General features: G+C 61.8%; 29 protein-coding genes. 18 read left to right on the top strand and 11 right to left on the bottom strand.

The annotated features are described in order from the left end of the window. Nucleotides 1–215 precede the first annotated feature (215 nt). Nucleotides 216–2,906: an aconitate hydratase AcnA gene (gene acnA / locus EFD55_RS16125; protein WP_125846037.1), complete on the bottom strand. Its 2,691-nt coding sequence runs from the start codon at nt 2,904–2,906 to the stop codon at nt 216–218. 262 nt (nt 2,907–3,168) lie between these two features. Here acnA and ccmA point away from each other — a divergent pair, with 262 nt between their 5' ends. From ccmA to EFD55_RS16095, 5 genes are all read left to right on the top strand, one after another. Further along, nucleotides 3,169–3,813 (top strand): heme ABC exporter ATP-binding protein CcmA, encoded by a 645-nt coding sequence (gene ccmA, locus EFD55_RS16120; RefSeq protein ID WP_125846036.1) that lies wholly within the window; start codon nt 3,169–3,171, stop codon nt 3,811–3,813. A gap of 307 nt (nt 3,814–4,120) precedes the next feature. Continuing rightward, nucleotides 4,121–4,780 carry a heme exporter protein CcmB gene (gene ccmB, locus EFD55_RS16110; protein WP_125846035.1) on the top strand — a complete coding sequence of 220 codons (660 nt, stop codon included), beginning with the start codon at nt 4,121–4,123 and terminating at the stop codon, nt 4,778–4,780. 48 nt (nt 4,781–4,828) lie between these two features. Further along, a complete protein-coding gene (locus EFD55_RS16105; RefSeq protein WP_125846034.1) occupies nt 4,829–5,590 on the top strand; it encodes a heme ABC transporter permease in 762 nt (253 codons plus the stop codon). A 3-nt stretch (nt 5,591–5,593) separates the two neighbouring features. Beyond that, on the top strand, nt 5,594–5,761 hold the full coding sequence (gene ccmD, locus EFD55_RS16100; RefSeq protein WP_125846033.1) for a heme exporter protein CcmD: 168 nt from the start codon (nt 5,594–5,596) through the stop codon (nt 5,759–5,761). Next, on the top strand, nt 5,758–6,366 hold the full coding sequence (locus EFD55_RS16095; RefSeq protein ID WP_125846032.1) for a DsbE family thiol:disulfide interchange protein: 609 nt from the start codon (nt 5,758–5,760) through the stop codon (nt 6,364–6,366). Before ccmD ends, EFD55_RS16095 begins: the two co-directional genes overlap by 4 nt. Nucleotides 6,367–6,377: 11 nt before the next feature. On the opposite strand, the gene EFD55_RS16090 is transcribed toward EFD55_RS16095, so the two are convergent. The 6 genes from EFD55_RS16090 to EFD55_RS16065 form a co-directional block, all read right to left on the bottom strand. Continuing rightward, complete coding sequence (locus tag EFD55_RS16090) at nt 6,378–6,965, bottom strand: DUF2585 domain-containing protein (RefSeq protein ID WP_125846031.1); 588 nt, start codon at nt 6,963–6,965, stop codon at nt 6,378–6,380. Next, a complete protein-coding gene (locus EFD55_RS16085; RefSeq protein WP_125846030.1) occupies nt 6,962–7,606 on the bottom strand; it encodes a septation protein A in 645 nt (214 codons plus the stop codon). The genes EFD55_RS16090 and EFD55_RS16085 overlap by 4 nt, the downstream gene beginning before the upstream one ends. 75 nt (nt 7,607–7,681) lie before the next feature. After that, nucleotides 7,682–9,253 (bottom strand): signal recognition particle-docking protein FtsY, encoded by a 1,572-nt coding sequence (gene ftsY, locus EFD55_RS16080; protein ID WP_125846029.1) that lies wholly within the window; start codon nt 9,251–9,253, stop codon nt 7,682–7,684. Between the two features lie 16 nt (nt 9,254–9,269). Further along, complete coding sequence (gene mtaB / locus EFD55_RS16075) at nt 9,270–10,541, bottom strand: tRNA (N(6)-L-threonylcarbamoyladenosine(37)-C(2))-methylthiotransferase MtaB (protein ID WP_125846028.1); 1,272 nt, start codon at nt 10,539–10,541, stop codon at nt 9,270–9,272. Next, on the bottom strand, nt 10,538–11,443 hold the full coding sequence (dapF, locus tag EFD55_RS16070) for a diaminopimelate epimerase (RefSeq protein WP_125846027.1): 906 nt from the start codon (nt 11,441–11,443) through the stop codon (nt 10,538–10,540). Before dapF ends, mtaB begins: the two co-directional genes overlap by 4 nt. A 111-nt stretch (nt 11,444–11,554) precedes the next feature. Then, nucleotides 11,555–11,779, bottom strand: a complete 225-nt coding sequence (locus tag EFD55_RS16065; RefSeq protein WP_183604874.1) for a hypothetical protein — start codon at nt 11,777–11,779, stop codon at nt 11,555–11,557. A gap of 402 nt (nt 11,780–12,181) precedes the next feature. On the opposite strand from EFD55_RS16065, the gene ffh reads away from it, so the two are divergent. The 11 genes from ffh (at nt 12,182) to EFD55_RS16005 (ending at nt 20,767) form a co-directional block, all read left to right on the top strand. Next, nucleotides 12,182–13,771, top strand: coding sequence for a signal recognition particle protein (gene ffh, locus EFD55_RS16055; RefSeq protein ID WP_125846025.1), 1,590 nt, complete (start codon nt 12,182–12,184; stop codon nt 13,769–13,771). Between the two features lie 16 nt (nt 13,772–13,787). Continuing rightward, nucleotides 13,788–14,108, top strand: coding sequence for a chorismate mutase (locus EFD55_RS16050; RefSeq protein ID WP_037101839.1), 321 nt, complete (start codon nt 13,788–13,790; stop codon nt 14,106–14,108). Between the two features lie 49 nt (nt 14,109–14,157). Then, entirely contained in the window at nt 14,158–14,526 is a 369-nt protein-coding gene (rpsP, locus tag EFD55_RS16045) for a 30S ribosomal protein S16 (protein WP_125846024.1), read from the top strand. 118 nt (nt 14,527–14,644) lie between these two features. Then, nucleotides 14,645–15,214: a ribosome maturation factor RimM gene (rimM, locus tag EFD55_RS16040; protein WP_125846023.1), complete on the top strand. Its 570-nt coding sequence runs from the start codon at nt 14,645–14,647 to the stop codon at nt 15,212–15,214. Between the two features lie 4 nt (nt 15,215–15,218). Next, complete coding sequence (gene trmD / locus EFD55_RS16035) at nt 15,219–15,920, top strand: tRNA (guanosine(37)-N1)-methyltransferase TrmD (RefSeq protein ID WP_125846022.1); 702 nt, start codon at nt 15,219–15,221, stop codon at nt 15,918–15,920. Nucleotides 15,921–16,131: 211 nt separating this feature from the next. Further along, a complete protein-coding gene (gene rplS / locus EFD55_RS16030) occupies nt 16,132–16,686 on the top strand; it encodes a 50S ribosomal protein L19 (protein WP_028758031.1) in 555 nt (184 codons plus the stop codon). A 145-nt stretch (nt 16,687–16,831) separates the two neighbouring features. Next, complete coding sequence (locus tag EFD55_RS16025) at nt 16,832–17,629, top strand: transporter substrate-binding domain-containing protein (RefSeq protein WP_125846021.1); 798 nt, start codon at nt 16,832–16,834, stop codon at nt 17,627–17,629. A gap of 16 nt (nt 17,630–17,645) precedes the next feature. Further along, nucleotides 17,646–18,458, top strand: a complete 813-nt coding sequence (locus tag EFD55_RS16020) for an amino acid ABC transporter permease (protein WP_125846020.1) — start codon at nt 17,646–17,648, stop codon at nt 18,456–18,458. Nucleotides 18,459–18,479: 21 nt separating this feature from the next. Further along, nucleotides 18,480–18,641, top strand: a complete 162-nt coding sequence (locus tag EFD55_RS16015; RefSeq protein ID WP_003567430.1) for a hypothetical protein — start codon at nt 18,480–18,482, stop codon at nt 18,639–18,641. A 73-nt stretch (nt 18,642–18,714) separates the two neighbouring features. Then, entirely contained in the window at nt 18,715–20,124 is a 1,410-nt protein-coding gene (gene leuC, locus EFD55_RS16010) for a 3-isopropylmalate dehydratase large subunit (RefSeq protein WP_125846019.1), read from the top strand. A gap of 298 nt (nt 20,125–20,422) precedes the next feature. Next, nucleotides 20,423–20,767: a cell surface protein gene (locus EFD55_RS16005; RefSeq protein WP_125846018.1), complete on the top strand. Its 345-nt coding sequence runs from the start codon at nt 20,423–20,425 to the stop codon at nt 20,765–20,767. Between the two features lie 83 nt (nt 20,768–20,850). On the opposite strand, the gene EFD55_RS16000 is transcribed toward EFD55_RS16005, so the two are convergent. Then, nucleotides 20,851–21,681: an aldo/keto reductase gene (locus EFD55_RS16000; protein WP_125846017.1), complete on the bottom strand. Its 831-nt coding sequence runs from the start codon at nt 21,679–21,681 to the stop codon at nt 20,851–20,853. Nucleotides 21,682–21,812: 131 nt separating this feature from the next. Further along, complete coding sequence (locus EFD55_RS15995; protein WP_125846016.1) at nt 21,813–22,334, bottom strand: L,D-transpeptidase family protein; 522 nt, start codon at nt 22,332–22,334, stop codon at nt 21,813–21,815. Nucleotides 22,335–22,500: 166 nt separating this feature from the next. On the opposite strand from EFD55_RS15995, the gene EFD55_RS15990 reads away from it, so the two are divergent. Next, entirely contained in the window at nt 22,501–23,184 is a 684-nt protein-coding gene (locus EFD55_RS15990) for a response regulator transcription factor (RefSeq protein ID WP_075224968.1), read from the top strand. 136 nt (nt 23,185–23,320) lie between these two features. After that, entirely contained in the window at nt 23,321–23,776 is a 456-nt protein-coding gene (locus tag EFD55_RS15985) for a cyclic nucleotide-binding domain-containing protein (RefSeq protein WP_125846015.1), read from the top strand. Nucleotides 23,777–23,790: 14 nt separating this feature from the next. Here EFD55_RS15985 and EFD55_RS15980 read toward each other — a convergent pair whose 3' ends face one another. Both EFD55_RS15980 and EFD55_RS15975 read right to left on the bottom strand, forming a co-directional pair. Next, nucleotides 23,791–24,594 (bottom strand): exodeoxyribonuclease III, encoded by an 804-nt coding sequence (locus EFD55_RS15980; RefSeq protein WP_125846014.1) that lies wholly within the window; start codon nt 24,592–24,594, stop codon nt 23,791–23,793. A gap of 143 nt (nt 24,595–24,737) precedes the next feature. After that, the gene (locus EFD55_RS15975; protein ID WP_125846013.1) at nt 24,738–25,406 is read right to left on the bottom strand and encodes an outer membrane lipoprotein carrier protein LolA; all 669 of its coding nucleotides are present in this window, start codon (nt 25,404–25,406) and stop codon (nt 24,738–24,740) included. Nucleotides 25,407–25,459: the final 53 nt, after the last annotated feature.

Raw genomic sequence — 25,459 nt, 5'->3', positions numbered from 1 at the left:
CAGCGCCGACAGCGTGTTTGAACCGGAGGCTCTGAGATATGAACGTACGAATAATCCTTCCGGGTCCAAACGAAAAGTCACGAACGGGTGAGACGTAGCTCGGCCAGAACCTGCATAAAACAAATCATCGTGAACCCGATCGAATACCGTCCCCGCAAAGAAAAGCCGCCGGAAATTGCTCTCCGGCGGCCATTATCAGTCACGTCTCTTAAGAATCAGGCAGCGAGATCGCGCAGGACCGTCTGCAGGATGCCACCATTGTTGAGGTAGACGACCTCATCGAGCGTATCGACGCGCGACAGCAGCGGAACTTCCTTCACGGAGCCGTCGCCATAGGTGATCTTGGCGATCTTCCTCTCGCGCGGCTTGATCTTTTCCAGGCCTTCGATGGTGACGAGTTCATCGCCCTTGAGGCCGAGGCTCTGCCAGGTCGTGCCCTCTTCGAAGACGAAGGGAATGATGCCCATGCCGACCAGGTTCGAGCGATGGATACGCTCGAAGGACTGGGCGATGACAGCCTTGACGCCGAGCAGGTTGGTGCCCTTGGCAGCCCAGTCGCGCGAGGAGCCGTTGCCGTATTCGACACCGGCGAAGATGACGAGCGGCACGCCTTCCTGCTTGTACTGCATGGCGGCGTCGTAGATCGAGGTCTCTTCCTTCGACGGGTAGTGGATGGTGTATCCGCCTTCCTTGCCGTTCGGACCGAGCATGTGGTTGCGGATGCGGATGTTGGCGAAGGTGCCGCGCATCATCACTTCATGGTTGCCGCGGCGCGTGCCGTACTGGTTGAAGTCGGCAACGGCGACGTCGTGACCAATCAGATAGGCGCCGGCCGGCGAAGCAGCCTTGATCGAACCGGCCGGGGAAATGTGGTCGGTGGTGATCTTGTCGCCGAACAGGCCGAGGACGCGAGCGCCCTTGATATCGGAGACGCCGGTGCCCTTCTTGCCCATGCCGACGAAGTAGGGCGGGTTCTGCACGTAGGTCGAATTGTCATCCCAAGCATAGGTCTGGCCCGGCGGAACCTGCACGGCCTGCCAGTTGACGTCGCCCTTGAAGACATCGGCATACTTGGATTCGTAGAGCTCGCGGGTGACGTATTTCAGGATGAATTCCTGAACTTCCTTCGAAGTCGGCCAGATATCCTTGAGATAGACCGGGTTGCCGCTCTGGTCCTCGCCGATCGGCTCCTTGGTGAGATCCTTCTGCACCGTGCCGGCCAGCGCATAAGCGACGACGAGCGGCGGGGAGGCCAGGTAGTTCGCCTGGACGTCCGGCGAGATACGGCCTTCGAAGTTGCGGTTGCCGGAGAGAACGCCGGATACGATGAGCCCCTTGTCGTTGATCGTCTTCGAGATCGGCGCCGGCAGCGGGCCGGAATTGCCGATGCAGGTCGTGCAGCCGAAGCCGACGAGGTTGAAGCCGAGCTTGTCGAGGTCGGCCTGCAGGCCTGACTTGGCGAGATATTCGCCAACCACCTGCGATCCCGGCGCCAGTGAGGTCTTGACCCACGGCTTGGTCTTCAGGCCCTTGGCGACGGCGTTACGGGCGAGAAGACCGGCAGCGATCAGCACCGACGGGTTGGAGGTGTTGGTGCACGACGTGATAGCGGCGATCGCAACGTCACCATGGCCGAGATCGAAATCCGTGCCTTCGACCGCATAGCGGTTGGTAAGCTGGCCGGGCTTCTTGTAGTCGGCATCCATCGAGCCGGCGAAACCGGACGCGATGTTTTCGAGCGCGATGCGGCCTTCCGGACGCTTCGGGCCGGCCATCGACGGCACGACATCGCCGAGGTCGAGTTCCAGCGTGTCGGTGAAGACGAGCTCGGAACCGTCGCCTTCGCGCCACATGCCCTGCGCCTTCGAATAGGCTTCGACGAGGGCGATCCGGTCATGCGTGCGGCCGGACATGGTGAGGTAGTTGATGGTTTCGCCGTCAACCGGGAAGAAGCCGCAGGTCGCGCCGTATTCCGGGCCCATGTTGCCGATCGTCGCACGGTCGGCGAGCGGCATGTTGTCCATGCCGGGGCCGAAGAATTCGACGAACTTGGAAACGACGCCCTTCTTGCGCAGCATCTGCACGACGGTCAGAACGAGGTCGGTCGCGGTGACGCCTTCCTTCAGCTTGCCGGTCAGCTTGAAACCGATGACTTCAGGCAGGAGCATCGAGACCGGCTGGCCGAGCATGGCTGCTTCCGCTTCGATACCGCCAACACCCCAGCCGAGAACGCCGAGACCGTTGATCATCGTCGTGTGGCTGTCGGTGCCGACGCAGGTATCCGGATAGGCGATCGTTTCGCCGTCCTCTTCCTTGGTCCAGACGGTCTGGCCGAGATATTCGAGATTGACCTGGTGACAGATGCCGGTGCCGGGGGGCACGACGCGGAAATTCTTGAAAGCCTGTTGGCCCCATTTCAGGAAGCGGTAGCGCTCGCCGTTGCGCTGATATTCCAGCTCGACATTCCTCGCGAAAGCCTGCGGCGTTCCGAATTCGTCGACGATGACGGAGTGGTCGATGACGAGATCGACGGGAACGAGCGGATTGATCTTCTCGGGATCGCCGCCGAGCGACACCATCGCGTCGCGCATCGCGGCAAGATCGACGACGGCGGGAACGCCGGTGAAGTCCTGCATCAGCACGCGCGCCGGGCGATAGGCGATTTCGTTTTCGACCGCGCCCTTGTTGTTCAGCCATTCGGCAACAGCCAGGATGTGCTCCTTGGTGACCGACTGGCCGTCTTCGAAGCGCAGCAGGTTTTCGAGCAGCACCTTCATCGAATAGGGAAGCTTCGACACGCCGGCCAGACCGTTTGCCTCAGCCTTGGGCAGGCTGTAATAGACATAGTCCTTCCCGTTCACGGAAAGCGTGGAACGACAATTGAAACTGTCAAGAGATTTAGACACGAGAGACCCCGTTTCTGATAGCCAACACAGTCGTGCGAACGCCTATGCACTTAATGCACATCAGGATGCGGGTACGGCCATTTCCGCTGTCCGCACGTGGAGGAGACGCTCCAAGTTCGGCGCAAGGATGAAATTCACGCCGACCGCTGGCGTGGTTGCAGGTCTTATAGATAATTTCCTAAAAACTTGCCATACCCGAGCACGGTCAAAATCGGACATTTTTTGACCCCTCCGGAAGCCGAAACGAAGAAAGAGCCGAAGCATGCATCTCACCGCCGAAAATCTGGCTGCAAGGCGCGGTGAGGATCTCATTTTCGTTAACATTTCCTTTCACTTGGCAGCAGGCGAGGCCCTTGTCCTCACGGGGAGAAATGGATCGGGAAAGTCCACTTTGCTGCGTGTCGTCGCGGGCCTCCTGAGGCCGGAAAAAGGTACTGTCATTTTCCGCGACGAAGGGAGCCCGGAAGGCCGGCATCCCGGCGAGGTCAGCCACTACCTTGGCCATCGAAACGCGATGAAGAATGAACTTACAGTTGTAGAGAATCTGGATTTTTGGCAGTCCTTCCTCGCCAATCCCGACGCTGCCGGTCTTCCTGTCGAGGACGCAGCCGAAGCAGTCGGCCTCTCCGGAATTACCCACCTTCCCTTCGGCTATCTCTCCGCCGGCCAGCAACGCCGGATAGCCTTCGCCAAACTGCTGGTCGCCCACCGCCCCGTCTGGATCCTCGACGAACCGACCGCCGCACTCGATGCCAGCGCCGACCGGCTGCTGGCCCAATTGATCGCAGCGCATCAGGCAAAGGGCGGCATCGTGCTGGCGGCGACGCACCAGCCGCTGGGGCTGGAGAATGCGCGGGAATTGAAGATGACGGGCTTTGCCGGCGTGGATCATGGGGTATGGGGTTGATGGTCTGCGGATGTTTGCCAGTGAATGACGTGAAGTCCCCTCCCCAACCCCTCCCCACCAGGGGGAGGGACTATGACGCCGCGCTGTCCCATGCAAACCTCATCGTTGCAATTCCCAGAACGGTAACCGCCTGCGAGATCTTCGCTTTTGGCCGCCGCCGCGAACCACAACTTAGCCCCTCACCCTTGTGGGGAGGGGTTGGGGAGGGGGTTTCTCCCACCCGTCCCTTGTGGGGAGGGGTTGGGGAGGGGGTTTCTCCCACCCGCAGCAAGGGCGCTTTCTCACGCCTCCATACAGAGCGCCCCGCATGACCGCCCTCTTCTTCCGCGACCTCAAGCTCTCGATCCGCGCCGGCGGCGGTGCGTTGATCGGCGTACTGTTTTTCCTGACCGTCGTCGCCGTCATCCCCTTCGGCGTCGGTCCCGATCTCAAGCTGCTTTCGCGCATTGGGCCCGCAATCGTCTGGATCGGCGCGCTGCTTGCCGCGCTTCTTGGCCTCGACCGGCTGTTCCAGGCCGAGCGCGATGACGGGTCGCTCGACCTGATGCTGATGCAGGAAACGCCGCTCGTCCTCACCGTGCTCGTCAAATGTCTCGCCCACTGGACGGCCACCAGCCTGCCGCTTGTCGTCGCCTCGCCGCTGCTCGGCCTCTTCATGAATATGGACGAGGCGGCGATCGGCGCCACCATGCTGACGCTGCTTGTCGGCTCGCCCGCGATCACCTTCATCGGCGCCGTCGGCGCCGCCGTCGCAGTGGCGCTGCCCCGCGGCGGCCTCCTGGTCTCCATCCTCGTATTGCCGCTGACGATCCCGGTGCTGATCTTCGGCGTCAGTGCCACCTATGCCGCAGTGGAAGAGCCCGCGCCGTTCCTGCCGCCCTTCCTCATCCTCATCGCGCTGACGCTGTTCTTCGCCGTCATAGGCCCGGCAGCGGCCGCCCTTGCGCTGCGAAACACAGCGGATTGATGGACCGTTCGATTGCGGGAAAAGCCGGATCAAGATAAGGAAGCGGACATGAGCGAAACGAGCCTTGCCATCAGCAAATTCAGCGACCTCGCCAACCCGACACGGTTTCTGGCGCTGGCGGCACGTGTCATTCCGTGGCTGGCCGGCATTACCGCCCTCTGTTTCGCGGTTGGCCTCTATCTCAGTTTCTCCACAGAAGGCGATTACCAGCAGGGCGAGACCGTGCGCATCATGTATGTCCATGTGCCATCCGCCTGGCTTGCGATGATGTGCTACACGATCATGAGTGTTTCAGCGATCGGCACGCTCGTCTGGCGCCATCCGCTCGCCGATGTCTCCGCCAAGGCCGCAGCTCCGCTCGGCGCCGCTTTCACCCTGCTTGCGCTCGTCACCGGCTCGCTCTGGGGCAAACCGATGTGGGGCACCTGGTGGGTCTGGGATGCCAGGCTGACCTCCGTCTTCGTTCTCTTTCTGATGTATCTCGGCCTGATTGCGCTCGGCCGCGCCATCGACGATCCGTCGAAGGCGGCGCGCGTTACCGCCGTGCTCATCCTCGTCGGCTTCGTCAACATTCCAATCATCAAGTTTTCGGTCGAATGGTGGAACACGCTGCATCAGTCGGCAAGCGTGCTGCGCCTCGACGGCCCGGCGATCGATCCGGAATTCCTGCGCCCGCTTTTCGTCATGGCGATCGCCTTCACGCTGCTCTTCTTCACGCTGCACATCATGGCGATGAGGAACGAGATCTGGCGCCGCCGCATCGCCGCCCAGCGCCGTCTCGCCGCCCGCATGGCGAGCCGGGAGGAATAGGCCGTGACGCATGCCTTCTACGTCTACACATCCTATGGCTTCGCCGCCTTGGTGGCTGCTGCGGTCATCCTGTGGACCTGGGCCGACGGTCGTGCGCGCCGCCGGGAACTCGCAGCGCTCGAAGCCGCGGGCATCCGCCGCCGCTCAGCACGCACTGGGGACGGGCAATGAGCGAGACACCGGAAATCACGACCGTCAAGCCGCGCGGGCGCGGCAGTTACGTGCTGGCGCTTCTGCCGCTGATCGTCTTCGGCGGCATCGCGGCAACCGCCGCCAAGATGCTCTACGACCAGGATTTCCACGGCAAGGACATAGCCGAAATCCCCTCCGCCCTGATCGGCACCAAGGCACCGGCGCTGAACCTTCCGCCGCTCGACGGCGCGAACCTGCCCGCACTGACCGATGCCGCGGTCAAGGGCAAGCTCACCCTCGTCAACGTCTTCGCCTCCTGGTGCATTCCCTGCCGGGACGAGCATCCTGTTCTGAAGGAACTGGCGAAGGACGGACGGCTGAACATCGTCGCCATCAATTACAAGGACAAGAACGAGAACGCCCTGCGTTTCCTCGGCGAGCTCGGCAATCCCTATCATGCCATCGGCATCGACCCGAACGGCAAGGCGGCGATCGACTGGGGCGTCTACGGCATTCCGGAAAGCTATCTCGTCGCCCCCGACGGCACGATCCTCTACAAGCGCGTCGGCCCCTTCGACGATATCAGCCTGAAGGAAGGGCTGTTTCCGGCGATGGAAAAGGCGCTCGGCAAGCCCGCTTCATAACAGGTGATCCGTTAGACCCCACCCTGCCAGACCTTGATCGCCTCCACCGGCCAGATCAGCATCAGCACGTTGAGCGTCAGGTTGTCCCGGATCATGTAGCCGGTGAAAATCTCGAAGAAGATCGCGATCGCCACCGTCAGCGCCACCGGCGCGCGCGATGCGAAGAGGAAGCCGAGGCACATGAAGACTGTGTCCATCGCCGAATTCAGGATGCTGTCGCCATAATAGTCGAGCGCAATCGTCGCCGTGCGATAGCGGTCGATGATGAGAGGCGAATTCTCCAGCAGCTCCCAGCCGGATTCGATGAACAGCGCCAGGAGCAGCCGTGCCGCTAAGGGCTTGCGACGCAGAATGAGATGGCCGAGCCCGTAGAACAGGAAGCCGTGGATGATGTGCGATGGCGTGTACCAGTCCGACAGATGCTGCGAGTTGCCGCTGGTATTGACCCCGCCCTCCCACAGCTTGACATAGCCGCAGGCGCAAATCGGCACGCGCCCCATCAGATATTCGACGACGACCTGGGTGACCAGAACCGCGAGGCAGGCGACGAACCAGAAGGTCTGGTGTCTCACGCGATATTCGGCATCTGCAGCGCTCACTTTTCGCCGTCCGTTTCCGGGTTGAGGCTATGCTTCAGCACCAGCGGCATCTGCGCCAGCGTGAAGATGATGGTGATCGGCATCGTGCCCCAGACCTTGAAGGCGACCCAGGTATCGTCCGAAAAGTTGCGCCAGACGACTTCGTTCAGCACGGCAAGGAAAAGAAAGAAGATGCCCCAGCGGATGGTGAGCTTGCGCCATCCCTCAGCATCGAGCTGGAAAGCGGCGTTGAAGACATAACCGAGCAGCGACCGGCCGAAGGCAAGCCCGCCAAGCAGCGCGACCCCGAACAGCGCATTGACGATGGTCGGCTTCATCTTGATGAAGGTCTCGTTCTGCAGCCAGATCGACAGAGAGCCGAAGATGAGGACGACGATGCCCGAAACGAAGGGCATGATCGGCAGATGGCCGAGCACGATCTTCGAAACGACCAGCGACGTGACCGTCGCCGCCATGAAGAGCCCGGTTGCGACGAACAGCGGGCCGCCCAGCTCGGAAAGCGCAGGAAACCGCTCCACCAGCCACTGACCGCGCAGATTGGCGAAGAAGAAGATCAGCAGTGGTCCGAGTTCCAGCGCCAGCTTCAGCAGCGGATGATGCCGGTCGGCCGCCGACGGGGTGATATCGCTTTCGGTGCTCATGCGTTCTTCAAACCTGCTATTCCTGGAACCTGCTTCTGCCGTGCCTTGCAGGCTTTCGGCGGCATATCTGTGGCATCATTGCCCAAGTCCGGCAATGGCATGGGCGAAATCCTCGGCCTCGAACGGCTCCAGGTCGTCGACACCCTCGCCAACGCCGATGAAATAGACCGGCAGCTTGTGCTTGGCGGAAATGGCGACGAGGATACCGCCGCGCGCCGTGCCGTCGAGCTTGGTCATGATCAGCCCGTTGACGCCGGCGATATTGCGGAAGATCTCGACCTGACTCAGCGCATTCTGTCCCGTCGTGGCGTCGAGCGTCTGCAGCACGGTATGCGGCGCATCCGGATCGAGCTTGCCGAGCACGCGTACGATCTTCTCGAGTTCGGCCATCAGCTCGGCCTTGTTCTGCAGGCGGCCGGCGGTATCGACGATCAGCACGTCGCATTTTTTCGCCTTCGCCTGTTCGAAGGCATCATAGGCAAGGCCGGCGGCATCGGCGCCGAGCTTGGTGCCAATAAATTCGGAATTCGTCCGGTCGGCCCAAATTTTCAGCTGCTCGATCGCCGCCGCGCGGAAGGTGTCGCCGGCGGCCAGCATCACCTTCAGTCCGGCGCCAGAGAGTTTCGCTGCAAGCTTGCCGATCGTCGTCGTCTTGCCGGTGCCGTTGACGCCGACGACGAGGATGACATGCGGCTTGTGCGACAGGTCGAGCTGCAGCGGCCTGGCGACCGGTTTCAGGACCTTGGCAATTTCGGCCGCCATGATCCGGCTAACATCCTCGCCGGTCACGTCCTTGCCGTAGCGCTCGGAAGCCAGCGTATCGGTGACGCGCAGCGCAGTCTCAACGCCGAGATCAGCCTGGATCAGCAGGTCTTCGAGATCCTGCAGCGTCTCGTCGTCGAGTTTGCGCTTGGTAAAGAGCGCGGTGATCTGGCTGGTCAGCTGCGAGGACGTACGCGCCAGCCCATTGCGCAGGCGCTGGAACCAGCTGAGCCTCGGCTGCGGGGCAACGGGCTCCGGTTCGGCGATCTTCGGGCCGGTGGCGAAACCTTTGGGGAGGGCGGGAGAGCGGGTCTCCGATTCTGCTGTGGGGCTACCCCCCTCTGCCCTGCCGGGCATCTCCCCCACAGGTGGGGAGATTGGCTGGGCGGGCGAATTCAGCTCTGCATCACTCTCAGTCGGAATCTCTTCCGTAAGCTTTTCAATGATGTCTTCGAGGTCATCCGGCTGTTCCGGCGCATCGGTCTCCAAATGATCCCCCCCCTTGTGGAGGAGACGTTCGGAAGGGACAGAGGGGGGTATTTCGGCAACGGGTTCGACCGGTGCCTGAATTTCGGTCTGCGCCTCCGCTGCCGCCTCGGCTTCCAGCAATAAAAGCGGCACGACACCCATGTCGCTCAGTTGGTCGACGGCCGGCAGGATTGCGGGTTCCGCATCATCTTCGGCGATAGGCGCCTCGACCCCACCCTCGCCGACATCCGGAGCCGGGCCGCCGGCCGTGTCCATTTCTTCAGGCAGAACGGGATCCGCGGCGATCGGCAGAGCTTCGTCCTGCAACCGCTGTTCCAGCTCGACCTCCACGGCACTCGTCCCCGCCGGCTTGTCCTTGCCGAAGGTGAAGACCTTTTTGATGAAACTGAGCGCCATGGGGATTCCGTGAAAGTCAGGCCGCTGCGGCCGTCAATTGCATGTCGAGATGCTTGCCATTGTGGCCGGTGATCGTGGCCGGCACAAGTTCGCCGGGACGAAGCCCGGCGGCTGCGACCAGCGTGAAGTTTTCCGTATGCGCCAGGCCGTTGTTTTCGACAAGCAGCCATTGCCGGGTTCCGACCATGCGATCGAGATGGGACTGATGCAGCCCGTGTCCAATGGCGCGCAGCCTTGCGGCGCGATCCTTGACGAGCGACCGGTCGAGCTGCGGCATGCGGGCTGCCGGCGTGCCGGGGCGCGGGCTGTAGGGAAAGACGTGCAGATGCGCGATATCGGCCTCTTCGGCCAGTCGCACGGCATTATCGAACATCTCTTCGGTTTCTGTGGGGAAGCCGGCGATCATATCAGCGCCGAAGCTCATCTCGGGGCGAAGCCGGCGCGCCTCCTCGATGAAACGCAGCGCATCGGCACGTAAATGCCGGCGCTTCATGCGCTTGAGGATCATATCGTCGCCATGCTGCAGCGACAAATGCAGATGCGGCATGAAGCGGGGTTCGTCGGCGATCAGATCCATCAGATGGGCGTCGGCCTCGATGCTGTCGATCGAAGAAAGCCTGAGGCGGCGGATATCGGGGATATGCTTCAGCAGCGTCTTCGCCAGAAAGCCGAGCGTCGGCCCGCCCGGCAGATCGACGCCATAGCTGGTGGCGTCGACGCCGGTCAGCACGATCTCGCGATAACCGCTGTCGGCAAGTCTGCGGGCCTGGTCGACGACAGCCCCCATCGGCACGGAGCGGGAATTGCCGCGGCCATAGGGGATAATGCAGAAGGTGCAGCGGTGGTCGCAGCCGTTCTGCACCTGGATGAAGGCGCGCACATGGCCGTCAATGTGCTTGACCATCTGCGGCGCCGTCGCCTTGACGCTCATGATATCGTTGACGCGGAGCTTCTCTTCGGCCGAAACGCCGAAATCCGGCAGGCTGCGATAGGAAGCGCTTGTCAGCTTCTCCTCGTTGCCGAGCACGGCGTCGACCTCTGCCATTTCAGCGAAAGTCTGCTTCTCCGTCTGCGCGGCGCAGCCGGTGACGATGATGCGGGCATGCGGATTGTCGCGCCGCGCGCGGCGGATCGCCTGGCGGGCCTGGCGCACGGCCTCGCCTGTTACGGCACAGGTATTGACCAGGATGGCGTTGTTGAGCCCCGCCTTCTCGGCCTGCGCCTTCATCACTTCGGATTCATATGTGTTGAGGCGGCAGCCGAAGGTAATGACCTCGATGCCGCTCACTGCGCCCCCGCCTCTCGGGTACCATCGCGCGACCAAAGACCGGTCGAAGGATCGAGCCGGCCGGACCATTCCCATTCGGCCGGGCCGGTCATGATGACGTGGTCGTCGCGCTCGCGCCATTCGATGGAAAGCGTGGCCGGAGGCCTTGCGCTCGCCACATTGATCGTCACCTCGCGGCCTGTGCGGCCGGTGCGTGCAGCACTGACGGCAGCGGAACAGGCGGCCGAGCCGCAGGCGAGCGTCAGCCCCGCGCCGCGCTCCCAGGTCCGCGTCGTCACCGAGGTCGGCGACGTCACCTGCGCCAGGGTGATATTGGCGCGCTCCGGAAACATCGGATGGTTTTCGAGCAGCGGCCCGAAGCGGGCGAGATCGTAGGACATCACGTCCCGGTCCACCCAGAAGATTGCATGCGGATTGCCCATCGACATGGCGGACGGCGAATGCAGCACCGGATCGTCGATCGGGCCGATCTGCAGCTCGATGCGGCTGGTGTCGTGGAATTCTTCCGCCAGCGGGATCTTGTTCCAATCGAAGACCGGCCGGCCCATATCGACAGAGATCGTCCCGTCCTCGTGCTCGACCGCATTGAGGATGCCCGCGACCGTCTGGAAGGTGAAAACCTTCTTGCCGGTTTCGGCGGCAAGCGCCTGCACGACGCAGCGCGTGCCGTTGCCGCAGGCCTGCGCCTTCGAGCCGTCGGAATTCAGGATATCGATGAAGGCATCCGTGCCTTCGGCCTTCGGATCATGGATCGCCATGATCTGGTCGAACTCGGTCTGCGGATCGGCATTGAGCGCGATCGCCGCCGCAGGCGTCACCTTGTCCGGCCGCCCGCGCATGTCGACGACCAGGATCTTGTTGCCAAGCCCGTTCATCCTCGCGAATTCGACCGTTGCGCTCATGATATCATTCCGTCTGCTTTTCCGGTGTATATGGCGGAAATGCGTGGGAATTACCAGTGGGTGAGTGCCAGGCGTGGGTTGCGAAGACCAACCCTCGAGGCTGTGCGGCTTTTAGCGCTGCGTACCGTCGGCATTGAACGATGCCGCATGGGCTTCGACGATCGCGGCGGTGATGACTTTTCTCAGCTCGTAGACCAGGGAGCGGGACCGTTTGCGGTCCAGGTCCTGTGCCGCCTTTGCAAGGTTCAGGCCTTCATTCAGGACAATATGATGAGCCCGCGCCAGCGCCCAGCTCTCAATATCAGGCTTTATCATTCGATATCTCCGCCGAATCATTCGGCATCAAGGATATTTACGAATCATTTTACAGGATGCACTTGAATAGAAAGTAGAATCATAAGTGGAATATTTTGCAACTGGCCTCTATAGCGAATTTGGACTGGCGGCCGGAATTTTTAACTGTTCGCGCCACGTCGCGCGGCTTCTGGAAAGCCTGCAGCGCGGTCATTCCGCGCATTCGCCTTGACTTTCCCATTGCTTTCCTGTTTATCGCGCCCAATCCGCGACGAGCCGCATGACTCCGAGCCGCCGACCGGGACCTTGAGATCCCGGAGGTCAACACCCGACAGCGCGATGCGCCCTCGGGTGCTTTTTGGCTTTGCGTCTTGTTTTCGTCAAGGAAAAGCACGACGTTTCCGGGCATATCGAACCCGCCCGAAACGTATCAAGGAAGAGCCGATGTTTGAAAACCTCCAGGACCGTCTTGGATCCATTCTGAATGGACTGACAGGCCGTGGCGCGCTTTCGGAAGCCGATGTTTCCGCAGCGTTGCGTGAGGTTCGCCGTGCGTTGCTGGAAGCCGACGTCGCGCTCGACGTCGTGCGCTCCTTCACCGACCGCGTGCGGGAAAAAGCCGTCGGCGCTGAGATCCTGAAGTCGATCAAGCCCGGCCAGATGGTCGTCAAGATCGTCCATGACGAACTGATCGAGATGCTGGGCGGCGAAGGTGTCGGCATCGACCTGCATGCACCGGCCCCCGTCGTCGTCATGATGGTCGGCCTGCAGGGCTCCGGCAAGACGACGACGACGGCCAAGATCGCCAACCGCCTGTCGACACGCGACAAGAAGAAAGTGCTGATGGCGTCGCTCGATACGCGTCGTCCGGCAGCACAGGAGCAGCTTCGCCAGCTTGGCGCGCAGGCCAGCATCGACACGCTGCCGATCATCGCAGGCCAGTCTCCGACCGATATCGCCGCCCGGGCCGTGCAAGCGGCCAAGCTTGGCGGCCATGACGTCGTCATCCTCGATACCGCCGGCCGTACGCATATCGACGAGCCCTTGATGGTCGAGATGGCCGACATCAAGAAGCGCTCGAATCCGCATGAAATCCTGCTGGTCGCCGACAGCCTCACCGGTCAGGATGCCGTCAACCTCGCCCGCAACTTCGACGAACGCGTCGGCATCACCGGTCTCGTTCTGACCCGCATGGACGGCGACGGCCGCGGCGGTGCGGCCCTTTCGATGCGCGCCGTCACCGGCAAGCCGATCAAGCTGATCGGTGTCGGCGAGAAGATGAGCGAGCTCGAGGAATTCCATCCTCGTCGCATCGCCGACCGCATCCTGGGCATGGGCGACATCGTCTCGCTCGTCGAGCGCGCGGCGGAGAATATCGACGCCGAAAAAGCCGCCGCCATGGCGGCCAAGATGGCGAAGGGCAAGTTCGACCTTGACGACCTCGCCGACCAGCTGCGCCAGATGCAGAAGATGGGCGGCATGGGCGGCATCATGGGCATGATGCCGGGTATGTCAGGCATGAAGGACAAGATGGCCGCAGCCGGCCTCGACGACAAGCTTTTCGGCCGCCAGATCGCCATCATCCAGTCGATGACCAAAGCCGAGCGCGCCAATCCTGACCTGCTCAAGCATTCGCGCAAGAAGCGTATCGCCGCCGGCTCCGGCACCGATGCCGCCGCCATCAACAAACTTCTGAAGATGCACCGCCAGATGGCGGACATGATGAAGATGATGGGTGGCAAGGGCAAAGGCGGCATGATGAAGCAGATGATGGGCGGCCTTGCCAGTAAGATGGGGCTCGGCGGCGGCCTAGGCGGCATGGGTGGCGGCATGCCCGATCTCTCGAATATCGACCCGAAGCAGCTTGAAGCGCTGCAGAAGCAGGCGGAAGCCGCGGGTCTCGGAAAGCCGGGTGGGGGTATGCCCGGTCTAGGCGGAGGCTTGCCGGGCGGATTGCCCGGTCTTGGCGGCGCAAAGCTGCCGGGCCTCGGTGGTGGTTTCCCGGGCCTGCCCGGATTGCCCAAGAAGAAGTGAAAGGATCGCCTGCCCCATGATTGATCCAGACGTCAAAGCCCAGCTTTCGAGCTACCGCCAGTCGATCGACAATATCGATGCGGCGCTCGTCCACATTCTGGCCGAACGCTTCCGCTGCACCAAAGAGGTCGGCGTGCTGAAGGCTAAGTACAAGTTGCCGCCGGCCGATCCGGCGCGCGAGGAATACCAGATCGCTCGTCTTCGTCAGCTTGCCGAAGATGCGCATCTGGACCCGGATTTCGCCGAGAAGTTCCTGAACTTCGTCATCAAGGAAGTCATCCGGCATCATGAGCAGATCGCTGCGGATCACGCTGAACAGAGCGCCGCTGCCCGATAACCGTTACCGCCTCACGAAGCGGTCAAGAAAAGCCTAAGGAGTAAAGAACATGGCACTGAAAATTCGTCTCGCCCGCGGTGGCTCCAAGAAGCGCCCGTACTACCACGTCGTTCTCGCCGATGCGCGCAGCCCGCGTGACGGCCGCTTCCTCGAAAACCTCGGCTCGTGGAACCCGATGCTTGCCAAGGATGACGAGAAGCGCGTTCAGCTGAACGCCGAGCGCATCAAGCACTGGATCGAAAACGGCGCCCAGCCGACCGACCGCGTTCTGCGCTTCCTCGACGAAGCCGGCGTTGCCAAGCGCGAAACCAAGAACAACCCGATCAAGGCAAAGCCGGGCAAGCGCGCCCAGGAACGCGCTGCCGAGAAGGCTCAGAAGGCGGCCGACGCCGCTGCTGCTGCCGACGCAGCGGAATAATCGGGATATCCCCTTATTGGACCGGGCGGCATGGCAACATGCCGCCCGTTTTCGTTTCCAATCGCCCGCACTTCGTTTATGAGAAGCCTGTCTTTTCCGGCTTCACATGAAGGAACCCATGACAAAGCTTGAAAACCCCGTTCTGATGGCGACGATCGGCGGCGCGCAGGGCCTGCGCGGCGAAGTGCGCGCCAAGGCCTACACGGCCGATCCGGCTGCGCTTGGCGACTACGGCCATCTCCACAGCATGGACGGTCGCAGCTTCGAAATCCTCGAAATCCGCGAGATGAAGAATATGGTCGTCGTCCGTTTCCGCGGCATCAACGACCGCAATGCCGCCGAGGCGCTGAACGGGCTGGAACTCTATATCGAACGCGACAACCTGCCCGACGAGGAGCTGGAGGACGACGAGTTCTACTATGCCGATCTCGAAGGGCTGGAAGCGCGGGACGACAAGGGCGTCAGCTACGGCACGGTCACCGGCGTTTTCGATTTCGGCGCCGGCGATCTCCTGGAGCTCAAAGGCCCGGGCAAGCGCCCGGTACTGATCCCCTTTTCGGAAGCTTCGGTGCTGGAAATCGACCTCGAAGCCGGCACGCTGCTGATCGATCCGCTGGCGGCTGGGCTGGTCGATGATCCGGAAGAAGCTCCGAAATTCACGCCGGACAAGCCGAAAAAGAAGAAGTGACGCCATGGCTTTCCGGGCGAGCGTACTGACACTCTATCCGGAGATGTTTCCGGGGCATCTGGGCTTCTCGCTCGCCGGCAAGGCGATGGAGCGCGGGCAATGGTCGCTGGATGCGGTTCAGATCCGCGACTTCGCCACCGATCGGCACCGCACCGTCGACGACACCCCGGCCGGCGGCGGCGCGGGCATGGTGCTGAAACCGGACGTTCTCGCCCGCGCGATCGACAGCGCCTCGGAAAACGATGCCCGCCCACGGCTGCTGATGAGCCCGCGCGGCCGGCCCCTGACCCAGGAGCGCGTGCGCGCGCTGGCGGCAGGCGAAGGCGTCATCATCGTCTGCGGCCGCTTCGAGGGCGTCGACCAGCGGGTGATCGAGGCGCGCGGACTGGAAGAGGTTTCGATCGGCGACTATGTGCTGTCAGGCGGCGAGCCGGCGGCGCTGATCCTGCTCGATGCGATCATCCGCATCCTGCCTGGTGTGATGGGCAACGATCTTTCCGGCCTGCACGAAAGCTTTGAAGGCGGGCTGCTCGAGCATCCGCACTATACCCGTCCGCAGGAGTGGGAAGGCCGCGAGATTCCCCCGATCCTCACCTCAGGCAATCACGGTGCTATCGAGAAATGGCGGCATGAAGAGGCGATGCGCCTGACCCGAGAACGGCGCCCGGATCTGCTCGAAAGCGCCAAAATTGAGAAAAACGGCTGATTTCACCGCCCTTTTCACAAAAATGTCGTGCGAGGGATGACAAGCCCTGGCCTTTGGTGTATTGGCGCACGCGGAAATGGGGTTATCCCCGTCTGCCAGTAAACAAAGAATGGCGAATCCGCTCCCGCCTGCAAGGGCAAACTCCGGAGGCTTGAGACCGAAGGACAGTGAGAGCGCTCTGGCTGTTTCAGAAGAACCAAAGGTTAAGACGATGAACATCATTCAGCAGCTTGAGGCCGAACAGGCCGCCAAGATCGAAGCCAAGCGCACCCTTCCCGAATTTTCCCCGGGCGACACCGTCCGCGTCAACGTGAAGGTCACGGAAGGCAACCGTACCCGCGTTCAGGCCTATGAAGGCGTCTGCATCGCTCGCTCCGGCGGCGGCCTGCAGGAAAACTTCACGGTCCGCAAGATCTCCTACGGCGAAGGCGTCGAGCGCGTATTCCCCGTCTACTCGCCGATGATCGAAAGCGTCGACGTCGTTCGCCGCGGTAAGGTCCGTCGCGCCAAGCTCTATTACCTCCGCGACCGTCGCGGCAAGTCCGCCCGTATCGTTGAAGACACCGGCGTCCGCGCCCGCAAGCTCAACGACGCCGAGCGCGCCGCCATTGCTGAGGAAAAGGCACGCATCGAAGCTGAAAAGGTTGCAGCAGCCCAGGCGCTCGCCGCCGAAAAGGCAGCAGCCGAAGCTGCGGAAGCAAAGGCAGCTGCCGAAAAGGCCGCCGCGGAAGCAGCAGCAGCCGCAGCGGAACCGGCTGCGGAATAAGATCTGCGCCACGCAAAATTCTTCGCTTGGAAAGGCGGCCTTCGGGTCGCCTTTTCTATTTTTTGCGTCGGCACGCAGCCGGCGGCCTTGCCTTCTGCACGCCTTCCGTGACAATTTTCGCCGTTCAATCCCGGAGAGCCGTTCAATGTTGTTTCGTCGTACTGTCCTTGCGAGCTTCGCCGCCCTTGCTCTCGCACCCCTCACCGCATCGGCCGCCGGCCTGCCCGATCTCGGCGGCAAGAGCGTCGTCATCGTCACCGAGAATGCCTATCCGCCGCTGCAGTTCGTCGACCCGAAATCCGGCAAGGCAATCGGCTGGGAATATGATGCGATGAACGAGATCGCCAAGCGGCTGAACTTCAAGGTCGAATACCAGAACACCAGCTGGGACGCGATGATCCAGGCGGTTTCCGACGGCCAGTACAACATCGGCATGACCGGCATCACCATCAAGGAAGACCGCAAGCAGAAGGTAGACTTCTCCGATCCCTACATGCGCTCGCAGCAGTTCATGCTGGTGCGCGGCGACGAGAAGCGCTTCACCGACGCCAAGTCCTTCGGCGGATTCAAGGACGGCCTGGTCGGCGCTCAGCCCGGTACCACGCCCTTCTACACAGCCGTCTATGAAGTGCTCGACGGTAACGAGCAAAATCCGCGCATCAAGCTCTTCGAAACCTTCGGCGCTACTGTCCAGGCGCTCAAAGCCGGCGACGTCGACGTCGTGCTGACCGACGGCACCGCCGGCAAGGGTTATGTCGATGCTTCGAACGGCGCTCTGAAGCTGATCGGCGAGCCGCTCGGCACCGAGGATTTCGGCTTCATCTTCCCGAAAGGCTCCGATCTCGTCGCCCCCGTCAATGCCGCCATTTCAGCACTCAAGGCCGACGGCACGCTGGATGCGCTGAACAAGAAGTGGTTCCTCGACTACAAGATGGGCGAATGACGCCGAGCAGCCGCTAATGGCGTTGAGGCCATCTCCCGACAGACACGTCAAGGACGATTATCCCTGGTGGCTGGTCGCGCTCGTCGCGATCGGCATCGTCCTTGCCGCCGTCATCGTCGCCAACGATATCTATGCCCAGGTTTTCCGCACCGTCGTCAACGGCGTCGGCATCACCGTCTTCGTCACGCTGGTCGCCTTCGTGCTTGCCACCGTACTCGGACTCGGCATCTGCCTGCTCGGCATGGCTGACAATCCGGTGCTGCGCCAGATCGCACGCTTCTACATCGAGATGATCCGCGGCATCCCGATGCTCGTGCTCCTGTTCTATGTCGCCTTCGTCGGCGCGCCGGCTTTGGTCGCAGCCTATAATTTCCTGATCTCGCCGCTGGTGACGGCAGGCATGGCCGAACCCATTCTAGTCCGCGATCTCTCGCTGATGTGGCGGGCGATCATCGCGCTGACGATCGGTTATTCCTCCTTCATCGCCGAAATCTTCCGCGCCGGTTTCCAGTCGGTCGATCTCGGTCAGATCGAGGCGGCCAAGGCGCTCGGCCTCTCGCGCTACCGGCGCTTCCGCTCCGTCATCTTCCCGCAGGCGATCCGGGTGATCTTTCCGCCGCTCTCCAACGATTTCGTCTCCATGGTCAAGGACAGCTCGCTCGTCTCCGTGCTCGGCGTCGCCGACATCACCCAGATGGGCAAGGTCTACGCCGCCGGCTCGTTTCGCTTCTTCGAGACCTATTCGATCGTCACTTATATCTACCTGATCCTGACGATCGGACTTTCGCTGGCATTGCGGCGAACCGAGAAATGGATGAAATCGCGCTGAAGGCGTCGCGAAGCGCTCCTGATGATTCAAATTGAAGCCGCCGCGAAAAATCGTTATATGCAAGCCATGGAATCCAAGTTCAGATGCATTGGCGCGCATATTTTCGTGCTGCAGGACCATTATCGCCTGCCGGCGCGGTTTTTTGCGTGCGTGTCCGGTGCGCTCAACAGCCGACTTCGTTGAACGAATGACGGCCGGCGGAGCCTGATCCGCCATTTTCCGATTTTCCAAGGCTTTCAAAAACGGACTTAACGCCATGAGCGCACCGCGTACCCTCTACGACAAGATCTGGGACGATCATCTGGTCGACGAACAGGCAGACGGCACCTGTCTTCTCTACATCGACCGCCACCTGGTCCACGAAGTGACCTCGCCGCAGGCGTTCGAAGGCCTGCGCATGACCGGCCGCAAGGTTCGCGCGCCGGAAAAGACGCTCGCCGTCGTCGACCATAACGTTCCGACCTCGCCCGATCGCCATCTCGGCATCAAGAACGAGGAAAGCCGCATCCAGGTCGAGGCGCTGGCCACCAATGCCGCCGAATTCGGCGTCGAATATTATTCGGCAAGCGACAAGCGCCAGGGCATCGTTCACATCGTCGGTCCGGAACAGGGTTTCACCCTGCCCGGCATGACCATCGTCTGCGGCGATAGCCACACCTCGACACATGGTGCCTTCGGCGCGCTGGCGCACGGCATCGGCACCTCCGAGGTCGAGCATGTGCTGGCGACCCAGACGCTGATCCAGAAGAAGGCGAAGAACATGCTGGTGCGTGTCGACGGCGTGCTTCCGCCGCACGTCACCGCCAAAGACATCATTCTCGCCATCATCGGCGAGATCGGCACGGCCGGCGGCACCGGCCACGTCATCGAATTTGCCGGCGAAGCGATCCGCGCGCTGTCGATGGAAGGCCGCATGACCATCTGCAACATGACGATCGAGGGCGGCGCCCGTGCCGGTCTGATCGCGCCAGATGAAAAGACCTTCGAATACATCAAGGGCAAGCCGCGCGCGCCAAAGGGCGAAGCGCTGGAACAGGCGATCGCCTACTGGAAGACGCTGCAGACCGACGAAGGCGCCCACTACGACCGCGTCGTCGTGCTCGATGCTGCCAGCCTGCCGCCGATCGTCTCCTGGGGCTCCTCGCCCGAAGACGTCATCTCCGTCCAGGGCATCGTTCCGAACCCTGACGATATCCAGGACGAAACCAAGCGCACCTCCAAGTGGCGCGCGCTCGACTATATGGGCCTGAAGCCGGGCACCAAGATGACCGACATCACCCTCGATCGCGTCTTCATCGGCTCCTGCACCAACGGCCGCATCGAGGATCTGCGCGAAGTCGCCAAGGTCGTCGAGGGCAAGACGGTTGCCGCAACCGTCGACGCGATGATCGTGCCGGGTTCCGGCCTCGTCAAGGAACAGGCGGAAGCCGAGGGCCTCGACAAGATCTTCAAGGCCGCTGGCTTCGACTGGCGCGAGCCGGGCTGCTCCATGTGCCTTGCCATGAACGACGACCGCCTGAAGCCGGGCGAGCGCTGCGCCTCGACCTCGAACCGCAATTTCGAAGGCCGCCAGGGTTTCAAGGGCCGCACGCACCTCGTCTCGCCAGCCATGGCCGCCGCCGCTGCGATCGCCGGACACTTCGTCGATATCCGCGAGTGGAACTGATCTGATCCGCTCGACGGACGAGAATGAAAGCCGCCCGATGCGCTCCTAGCGCGTCGGGCGGCTTCGCATTTGGCGCGCCTGTCGCTTCGACGTCCGGATTGTTGCCCTGATTCTTTAAATCGCTTGCGATTTACTTATGTCATGGCGGGCGAGCCCTTTTGTGCATGGCCCGCATTCCCAATTTCATCCTTTCGGGCAATCGACATCGATAAAGTCCTGTGGCCTCATCGATAATCAGGCGCGACACCCGACAGATACCGTTCAGGCTTCGCGAACACCGCGCCATCGGGGAAGCGCCATGAGGCAGAAATTAGTATGGAGTTTACTCCAAGCCGGCCTGATTTTTGCACCGCTGGCATCGATCGACGCCGCCGGCGCCGGGCCGATGCATCCAAGCATGCCTCCAATCACCGTTGCTTCGGACCAACTGCAGCAGGTTGCGCAGAAGAAGATACCGTCGCTCAACGGATATCGCGGCTCTAGCAGTGGCCGGCCCGGCTATATCAAGAGCTCGAACGGTTATTGGTATCCCGCGCGCGCCTTCGACGATTATACCGGCTCAATTGGACGGCCGCAAAACCCAAGCAATACCTGCAATTACGGTTTCACCCCGACCAACGGATCGTCCAATTGCAACTATTGACTGAAGGCTGCATGCCTCGGTCAAGCGGCGGCCGCCACGGTTGGTCTCTCCTCCGCGGCGGCCGCTGATGCGTTGGGTACTGGTCAGAAAGACGCCGTCATCGGATCCGGTCCCATGCGGGCGCCGGCGCTGTCGAGCTTTGCGATCGCGGCCATATCATCGGCATCGAGCTTGAAGTCGAACACCTGGAAATTCTCTTCGATGCGCGACGGCGTAACCGACTTCGGGATGACGACGAGGCCGGTGTCGATGTGCCAGCGGATGATGACCTGGGCCGGCGTCTTCCGATGCTTCCTGGCGATCTCGCCGATGACGGGGTTCGAGATAAACTTGCCCTGCCCGAGCGGGCTCCAGGATTCGGTGGCAATATTAAGCTTCTTATGAACCTCCTGCGCCGCTTTCTGCTGGAAATCGGGGTGCAGTTCGATCTGGTTGATGACGGGAACGACGCCCGTTTCGCCGATGATGCGTTCCAGATGTTCAGGGTAGAAATTCGATACGCCGATCGAACGGGCGCGGCCCTCTTCCCGGATGCGCACGAAAGCCTTCCAGGTCTCGGTATAAAGACCGCGATGCGGCGACGGCCAGTGAATGAGGTAAAGGTCGACATATTCGGAGCCGAGCTTCTTCAGGCTGCCGTCAAAGGCATGCAGCGCATTGTCGTAGCCCTGGTCGGTGTTCCTGAGCTTGGTGGTGACGAAGATGTCCTTGCGGTCGAGACCTGAGGAGCGGATACCTTCGCCGACGCCTTCTTCATTGTCGTAGCCGGACGCCGTATCGATATGGCGATAGCCGGCGGCAATGGCGGTGCGCACCGTCGGAGCGGCAATCTCCTGCGGCGTCTGCCAGACGCCGAGGCCGACCTGGGGAATGGAATGTCCGTCATGGAAAGTGATGATGGGTTGAGCGGTCACAATATATCTCCGGAAGTTTGAAGAATTGGACGAGGCATGGATTGCGTCCGCGCATGCGGACGTCCCTGAACGCATTTCAGCCGGAGCGTTCGGTCACCGAGAGCATATAGGCGGCCGCATCCACAAAACAATCAGAGCACGCGGACAATCGTTCCCTTTCGAAGATGGGGCAGAAGCCGGCGCATGTCGCGCAGGCTCACCGCCACGCAGCCGGCCGTCGGCTCGTAGCCCGGTCGGATGAGATGGAAGAAGATCGCCGAGCCGCGATGACGCGCCCGCGAGGAAATGTTCCAGTCCATCACCAGGCAGACGTCGTAAAGCATGTCGCTGCGCCGCATCTCCTCATGACTGGCGTTAAACGGCGCCCTGACAAGGCGATTGTAGCTCGCATTATCAGGCTGATCGCACCAGAGCATGTCAGGGCGAATGCGGCGAAGGGCAAGCGGCGTGACAAGGCGGCCGTTCCGCTCGCCGCGACGGAAGCCCGATATCAGCCTCATCGATGTGATCGGCGTCGCGCCGTCGCCCTCGCGTTTCAGTATGGTGCGGCCGGAGCGGCCGATCGCGGCCGGCACGGTGATCGCGCCGAGCCGGACGATCGCGCGGCTCTTGTTACCCGGCGCGGGGCGCACCACGACCGTGGACGGCCTCATCCCCGGCTCACGCCTTGCTTTTTCCATTTTTCTCGCATGTCTTGCATTGCCTGACGTTTTGATTGAAATCATATGAAAACCTGCCCGGCAACAGCCCCGCCGGCCGATCCTTGCCAAACCACGAATTTGGCGTAGGACTAGAGAACGAACTTGAGGACACAACGGCATGACCGCACGCACCATTCTTCTGGTGGATGACGACGATGACCTTCGGCAGACGCTGACGGAACAACTGTCGCTTTATGAGGAATTCACGGTTCTGCAGGAAGCCAATGCCGGCAAGGGCGTTTCGACCGCCCGATCGACGCCGATCGACCTGCTGATCATGGATGTCGGCCTGCCCGATATGGACGGCCGCGAAGCGGTGAAGCTCTTGCGCAAGGGCGGTTTCAAGGCGCCGATCATCATGCTGACCGGCCACGACACCGATTCGGACACGATCCTCGGCCTCGAAGCCGGTGCCAACGACTATGTCACCAAGCCTTTCCGCTTTGCCGTGCTGCTTGCGCGCATCCGCGTGCAGCTGCGCCAGCACGAGCAGAGCGAGGACGCAACCTTCACCGTCGGCCCCTATCTCTTCAAGCCGAGCCAGAAGCTGCTCACCACCGACAATGGCCAGAAGATCCGCCTGACGGAAAAGGAAGCGGCGATCATCCGCTACCTCTACCGCGCCGAGCAGAAGGTCGTTACCCGCGACGTGCTTCTCGAAGAAGTCTGGGGCTATAATTCCGGCGTGACGACCCATACGCTGGAAACCCATGTCTACCGGCTACGCCAGAAGATCGAGCGCGACCCCTCGAATGCCGAAATCCTCGTGACGGAAAACGGCGGCTACAAGATCATACCCTAGGGCATTTCCGTTCCCCGAATCGCGGTAATGCTCTATCTCTTTGTTTTCACGCAATTCCCGGCAAAAGCGTTTCACGCTTTGCCTGGCAAAACCGCCAAGCACCTTTGCTGGAATTGCTCTAAGGCGAAAAGCCCGTATGGCGCTGACCGACGATATCAATCTGCTCTCGCAGCTTCCGCTGTTCAAGGACATGAACGAGGATCAGCTGCGGCTGATCGCCTTCGGCGCCGACCGCCGCATGATCGCTGCCGGCCAGATGCTGTTTCGCCAGGGCTCGCCGGCCGAGAGCGCCTATGTCGTCATCAGCGGCAGCCTTGAGCTGATGACGACGAGCAGCGACGGCATGCAGAGGGCCGAGGCCGTCGCCGGCCCCGGAACGATGATCTCAGAGCTTGCGCTGGTTACGCTGGTAGAGCGCAAGTTCACGGCGATCGCCCGCGAGGATACCAGCATCATCCGCATCACCCGCGCCCTCTTCCATCGGCTGATCGAGGAATATCCGGACGCGGCCCGGCTGATCGAAAACCGCATCCGCGACAATCTCGCCGAACTCGCGGCAAAGGCCGCTAGCCAGTTCTACCGCTTCAGCTGATCCTTTGATCTTTGTCAGAGATCAAAATGCGCCGTCACCGGCACGTGGTCGGAGGGGCGATCCCAGCCGCGCGCTTCCTTCAGGATCTCGATCCGCTTGAGATGCGGCCCGAGATCGGAGGACGACCAGATATGGTCGAGACGGCGGCCGCGGTCGGCCGCTTCCCAGTCCTTGGCGCGGTAGCTCCACCAAGTATAGAGCTTTTCGCTGGCCGGCACATGATGACGCATGAGATCGAGCCAGGCGCCGCGCTTCATCACCTCGAGCAGCCCGTCGGTCTCGACAGGCGTGTGGCTGACGATCTTCAGGAGCTGCTTGTGCGACCAGACGTCGTGCTCCAGCGGCGCGATGTTCAGGTCGCCGACGAGGATGGCGGAGGTGTTGGCCTCGCCATTGGCTTTCAGCTGCTTCATCTCCTCGATGAAATCGAGCTTGTGGCCGAATTTCGGATTGATGGTGCGATCCGGCTCGTCGCCGCCTGCCGGGACGTAGAAATTGTGCAGCCGGACGCGGCGATTGCCGCGCTCGAAGATCGCCGATATATGGCGGGCATCGCCGACGCCGCAATAATCCTGCCGGTGATCCTCCGTCAGCGGAATGCGCGAGGCGATCGCCACGCCGTGATAGCCCTTCTGGCCGTGGATGATGATGTGGTCATAGCCCATGGCTCGCAGGGGGGCTGCCGGAAAGAGCTCGTTCGGCACCTTGGTTTCCTGCAAGCAGAGAATATCCGGCCTGTGCTTGAGAACGAGCTGCTCGACGATCGGCATGCGCAGCCGCACCGAGTTGATGTTCCAGGTGGTAATCGAAAAGCCCATTCCCCATGCCCCTTCACGGCCAATGCTCAACGTGAACCGCGCGGCGATGTTCGATGCGACGCGCTTTCATGAAAGGGCTTTAAAACAAAGGCAGGCGGGAGGGAACCCACTTGAGGGAGCGGCCGGCGATCAACCGAAAAGGCTCAGTCGCGCGAGGCCGCCGTACCGGGGATGTTCTCGTAAGGCACGCGGAAGACCCGGTCGTCGAATTGCACGCCCGTCTTGACGTTGAAGATCATCACCGACGTGTCCTTGCCCTGATTGTCGGTGATGGTCCACTGGCGCAGGTCATAGGTCTTGGGGTCGAACATCATGGTGATGGTCGAGTTTCCGAACACCGTATTGTTGCCAAGCGCAATCGTCGTCAGGTCCGATTCTTCCTTCACGCCCTTCACCATGCCGGCCGACAGGTCGATATGCTGCGCCAGCAACAGGCTGAGCGGCGTCTTGGAGAGCGGATAGAGATCCCAGGTCTTGAGCTTGGTGTTGCCGATGGCGACGTTCTTGCCGTCGGCGATCACCCGCATCGGCGACGGATCGTCATAGTTGAAGCGCAGCTTGCCGGGCCGCTGGATGAAGAACTTGCCGCCGGTCTGCTCGCCGCGCGGACCGAACTGCACGAATTCCCCCTGCATCGTCGTCACGCCGGAGAAATGGTCGGCGATCGCCTGCGCGGTGCCGGAAGCCGGCGCTGCCGCCTGCGCGAAGGCGCCGAGAGGAACGGCGGTCGCCATCGCAGCAACGGCAAAGGCGCCCAGAATTTCGCGGCGCGTCATCGTCAGGCCGGAGAGGAGGGAACTGGAGTTACTCATCTAAATCTCCTTTATGAGATCTGCATGCCGTCGAAAGGCGGCGTCTTCAAGGC

This window comes from Rhizobium pisi (assembly GCF_003938655.1).
Taxonomy (GTDB): Bacteria; Pseudomonadota; Alphaproteobacteria; order Rhizobiales; family Rhizobiaceae; genus Rhizobium; species Rhizobium pisi.
The sequence above is the reverse complement of the archived record's forward strand: the minus strand, read 5'-3'. Positions and strand labels throughout refer to the sequence as shown.

Coding starts and splice junctions, on each gene's coding strand:
- ccmA (WP_125846036.1), top strand. CDS start 3,169: ATGCATCTCACCGCCGAAAATCTGGCTGCAAGGCGCGGTGAGGATCTC.
- ccmB (WP_125846035.1), top strand. CDS start 4,121: ATGACCGCCCTCTTCTTCCGCGACCTCAAGCTCTCGATCCGCGCCGGC.
- EFD55_RS16105 (WP_125846034.1), top strand. CDS start 4,829: ATGAGCGAAACGAGCCTTGCCATCAGCAAATTCAGCGACCTCGCCAAC.
- EFD55_RS16095 (WP_125846032.1), top strand. CDS start 5,758: ATGAGCGAGACACCGGAAATCACGACCGTCAAGCCGCGCGGGCGCGGC.
- EFD55_RS16085 (WP_125846030.1), bottom strand. CDS start 7,606: ATGAGCACCGAAAGCGATATCACCCCGTCGGCGGCCGACCGGCATCAT.
- ftsY (WP_125846029.1), bottom strand. CDS start 9,253: ATGGCGCTCAGTTTCATCAAAAAGGTCTTCACCTTCGGCAAGGACAAG.
- dapF (WP_125846027.1), bottom strand. CDS start 11,443: ATGAGCGCAACGGTCGAATTCGCGAGGATGAACGGGCTTGGCAACAAG.
- EFD55_RS16065 (WP_183604874.1), bottom strand. CDS start 11,779: ATGATTCGGCGGAGATATCGAATGATAAAGCCTGATATTGAGAGCTGG.
- ffh (WP_125846025.1), top strand. CDS start 12,182: ATGTTTGAAAACCTCCAGGACCGTCTTGGATCCATTCTGAATGGACTG.
- EFD55_RS16050 (WP_037101839.1), top strand. CDS start 13,788: ATGATTGATCCAGACGTCAAAGCCCAGCTTTCGAGCTACCGCCAGTCG.
- rpsP (WP_125846024.1), top strand. CDS start 14,158: ATGGCACTGAAAATTCGTCTCGCCCGCGGTGGCTCCAAGAAGCGCCCG.
- rimM (WP_125846023.1), top strand. CDS start 14,645: ATGACAAAGCTTGAAAACCCCGTTCTGATGGCGACGATCGGCGGCGCG.
- trmD (WP_125846022.1), top strand. CDS start 15,219: ATGGCTTTCCGGGCGAGCGTACTGACACTCTATCCGGAGATGTTTCCG.
- rplS (WP_028758031.1), top strand. CDS start 16,132: ATGAACATCATTCAGCAGCTTGAGGCCGAACAGGCCGCCAAGATCGAA.
- EFD55_RS16025 (WP_125846021.1), top strand. CDS start 16,832: ATGTTGTTTCGTCGTACTGTCCTTGCGAGCTTCGCCGCCCTTGCTCTC.
- EFD55_RS16020 (WP_125846020.1), top strand. CDS start 17,646: ATGGCGTTGAGGCCATCTCCCGACAGACACGTCAAGGACGATTATCCC.
- EFD55_RS16015 (WP_003567430.1), top strand. CDS start 18,480: ATGATTCAAATTGAAGCCGCCGCGAAAAATCGTTATATGCAAGCCATG.
- leuC (WP_125846019.1), top strand. CDS start 18,715: ATGAGCGCACCGCGTACCCTCTACGACAAGATCTGGGACGATCATCTG.
- EFD55_RS16005 (WP_125846018.1), top strand. CDS start 20,423: ATGAGGCAGAAATTAGTATGGAGTTTACTCCAAGCCGGCCTGATTTTT.
- EFD55_RS15995 (WP_125846016.1), bottom strand. CDS start 22,334: ATGAGGCCGTCCACGGTCGTGGTGCGCCCCGCGCCGGGTAACAAGAGC.
- EFD55_RS15990 (WP_075224968.1), top strand. CDS start 22,501: ATGACCGCACGCACCATTCTTCTGGTGGATGACGACGATGACCTTCGG.
- EFD55_RS15985 (WP_125846015.1), top strand. CDS start 23,321: ATGGCGCTGACCGACGATATCAATCTGCTCTCGCAGCTTCCGCTGTTC.
- EFD55_RS15980 (WP_125846014.1), bottom strand. CDS start 24,594: ATGGGCTTTTCGATTACCACCTGGAACATCAACTCGGTGCGGCTGCGC.
- EFD55_RS15975 (WP_125846013.1), bottom strand. CDS start 25,406: ATGAGTAACTCCAGTTCCCTCCTCTCCGGCCTGACGATGACGCGCCGC.